This is a genomic window from Saccharopolyspora sp. NPDC002376, assembly GCF_053593195.1.
Genome location: NZ_JBSFBZ010000126.1, coordinates 1 through 2,018, shown reverse-complemented (window position 1 = coordinate 2,018; position 2,018 = coordinate 1). Strand labels below are relative to the sequence as shown.

At 64.9% G+C, this 2,018-nt stretch carries 1 protein-coding gene and 1 pseudogene; one reads left to right on the top strand and one right to left on the bottom strand.

Features of this window, described 5'->3' with window-relative positions; all coding sequences use genetic code 11:
• Positions 1-181: 181 nt before the first annotated feature.
• Positions 182-469 (bottom strand): annotated as a pseudogene (locus ACWCO2_RS36725) (integrase core domain-containing protein); the annotation flags it as partial.
• Between the two features lie 70 nt (positions 470-539).
• On the opposite strand from ACWCO2_RS36725, the gene ACWCO2_RS36720 reads away from it, so the two are divergent.
• A complete protein-coding gene (locus ACWCO2_RS36720; protein ID WP_450132411.1) occupies positions 540-1,892 on the top strand; it encodes an IS30 family transposase in 1,353 nt (450 codons plus the stop codon).
• The last annotated feature ends 126 nt before the right edge of the window (positions 1,893-2,018 follow it).

Here is a 2,018-nt window from a genome sequence, read left to right as displayed (position 1 = left end):
GGCCAGCTGGTGGGCCAGGCCGGTGCCGGCGCCCGAGACGACAGGTCCTTGGTAGAGCACGCCGAAGCGGCCAGATCTTGGAAGAGTCAGTCCCGCGCGCCGACACCGATCCTTGCAGCGATCCATCCAGAACCGCTGGATTACACACTTACAGATCTTGGACGGGCCTCGATGGGTTTCCTCAGGCCGCGGTCGCGGTGAGGTGGTTTCGGTAGGCCTCGGCGGGGGTGCGGTAGCCGAGACTGCTGTGGAGTCGTTTCCGGTTGTAGAACACTTCGATGTAGTCGGCGACGGCGACGGCGAAGCGGGCGCGGGCTCGGGTGGGGAACGGTTCTCGGTGGTACATCTCGTTTTTCAGTGAGGCGAAGAACGATTCGGCGGCAGCGTTGTCCCAGCACACACCAGTGCGACCGACGCTGGTGCGAACGCAATTTTCCTTGCAGAACCGGGAAAACTCGGCCGAGGTGTATTGGGTGGATTCAACCGGTCGTCGCAACACCTTGATCGTGGAGGTGTTGATGGGCAGGCCGGCGGGGTGGATGAAGGCGTTGACGGGCAGGTCGGCGATGAAGTCGCCGGGGGCGCCGTCGTTGAGGCGTGAGGTGCAGCGGGCGTTTTGGCGCGAGATCGCCAAAGGTGTCTCCAGTGAGGACGCCGCGGGCGCGGTCGGCGTGTCGCAGGCGGCTGGTAGCCGGTGGTTCCGGGAACGTGGCGGCATGCCGACGTTCATGGTCGTTCCCGTTTCGGGCCGGTACTTGTCTTTCCCGGAGCGGGAAGACATCGCCATGTTGAAAGTCCAGGGCGCTGGTGTGCGAGAGATCGCCCGTCGGCTGGGTCGTTCTCCGTCCACCATTTCGCGGGAGTTACGCCGTAACGCGGCCACCCGCGGTGGGAAGCTCGAGTATCGGGCGTCGGTCGCACAATGGAAAGCGGAACTACTCGCGCAGCGACCCAAGACCGCGAAACTTGCGGAAAACGAGCAGCTGCGCGAGTACGTCCAGGACCGACTCGCCGGGGTGATCCGCGCTCCAGACCGGACGCCCGTACCTGGTCCGGTTCCGCCGGAGTGGAAGGGGCGGAACAAGCCTCACCGGCAAGATCGGCGATGGGCCACCGCGTGGAGCCCGGAGCAGATCGCCCGCCGCCTACCGGTCGAGTTCCCCGATGATGAGTCCATGCGGATCTCCCACGAGGCAATCTACCAATCCCTCTATATCCAGGGCCGTGGTGCGTTGAAACGCGAGTTGGTCGCCTGTCTGCGGACCGGTCGCGCGCTGCGGGTGCCGCGATCACGAACTCGACAGCGTCCGGGCGGGCACGTCACCCCTGATGTCATGATCAGCCAGCGTCCGGCCGAGGTCGCCGATCGCGCGGTCCCGGGCCATTGGGAAGGTGATCTGATCATCGGGACCGACCGGTCGGCGATCGGCACGCTTGTGGAACGCTCGACGCGGTTCACCATGCTGCTGCACTTGCCTCGGATGGAAGGTTACGGCGCGCAGCCGCAGGTGAAGAACGGCCCGGCGCTGGCCGGACGCGGCGCGGAGGCTGTCCGGGACGCGATCGCCGCCACGATTACCACACTGCCCGAGCAACTGCGTCGAACGCTGACATGGGACCGCGGCAAGGAACTGGCCCAGCACGCCCAACTGACGGCCGACACCGGCATGCGAATCTTCTTCGCTGATCCGCATAGCCCATGGCAACGCGGCACCAATGAGAACACCAATGGCCTGCTGCGGCAGTACTTTCCGAAAGGAACCGACCTGGCGCGCTGGAACCGCGACGAACTCGACGCCGTCGCCGCCACGCTCAACGACCGTCCACGTAAGACACTCAACTGGAAAACACCAGCCGAAGCACTGAAAGAGCTGCTACTCTCACATCAATAACCCGGTGTTGCGACGACCGGTTGAACTCAGGTTGCGTTCCGCGGTCGGAGTGGAACACCGCGTCCGGACCGAGGTGTCCGTGGGTGATCGCCATGCGCAGGGCATCGACGATCAACGATGTGCGCA

Excerpts from the sequence above, each read along its gene's own strand:
- ACWCO2_RS36720 (WP_450132411.1), top strand. The coding sequence starts at position 540 with ATGAAGGCGTTGACGGGCAGGTCGGCGATGAAGTCGCCGGGGGCGCCG.